General features: G+C 53.2%; 2 tRNA genes. Both read left to right on the forward strand.

What is annotated here, in order from left to right:
* Positions 1 to 2: 2 nt before the first annotated feature.
* Positions 3 to 79, forward strand: a tRNA-Met gene (locus tag WLY71_RS30765).
* A gap of 232 nt (positions 80 to 311) precedes the next feature.
* Positions 312 to 388, forward strand: a tRNA-Met gene (locus tag WLY71_RS30770).
* Positions 389 to 408 lie beyond the last annotated feature (20 nt).

Here is a 408-nt window from a genome sequence, read left to right on the forward strand (position 1 = left end):
GACGCGGGATGGAGCAGTCTGGTAGCTCGTCGGGCTCATAACCCGAAGGTCGTCGGTTCAAATCCGGCTCCCGCAACCAAACATCAAAAAAGGCTACTCGAAAGAGTGGCCTTTTTTGTGCGCGTCTCTTTTGTAAATATGAGCATAGATACGAGCGGGTAACGGCTGACGGCGCAGAAACGAGAAATCGTTCCGATTCCGAAACTTAAGTTTCCCTCACCACCGTTCGCCGCTCATCTACGCTTATATGACCCTATTCAGGATTAACGGTTGACACTCCGGCGTTCGCCTGTAGAATGCCGCCACACAGACGCGGGATGGAGCAGTCTGGTAGCTCGTCGGGCTCATAACCCGAAGGTCGTCGGTTCAAATCCGGCTCCCGCAACCAAACATCAAAAAAGGCTACTC

The organism is Pseudomonas rossensis, assembly GCF_039888995.1.
GTDB lineage: Bacteria > Pseudomonadota > Gammaproteobacteria > Pseudomonadales > Pseudomonadaceae > Aquipseudomonas > Aquipseudomonas rossensis.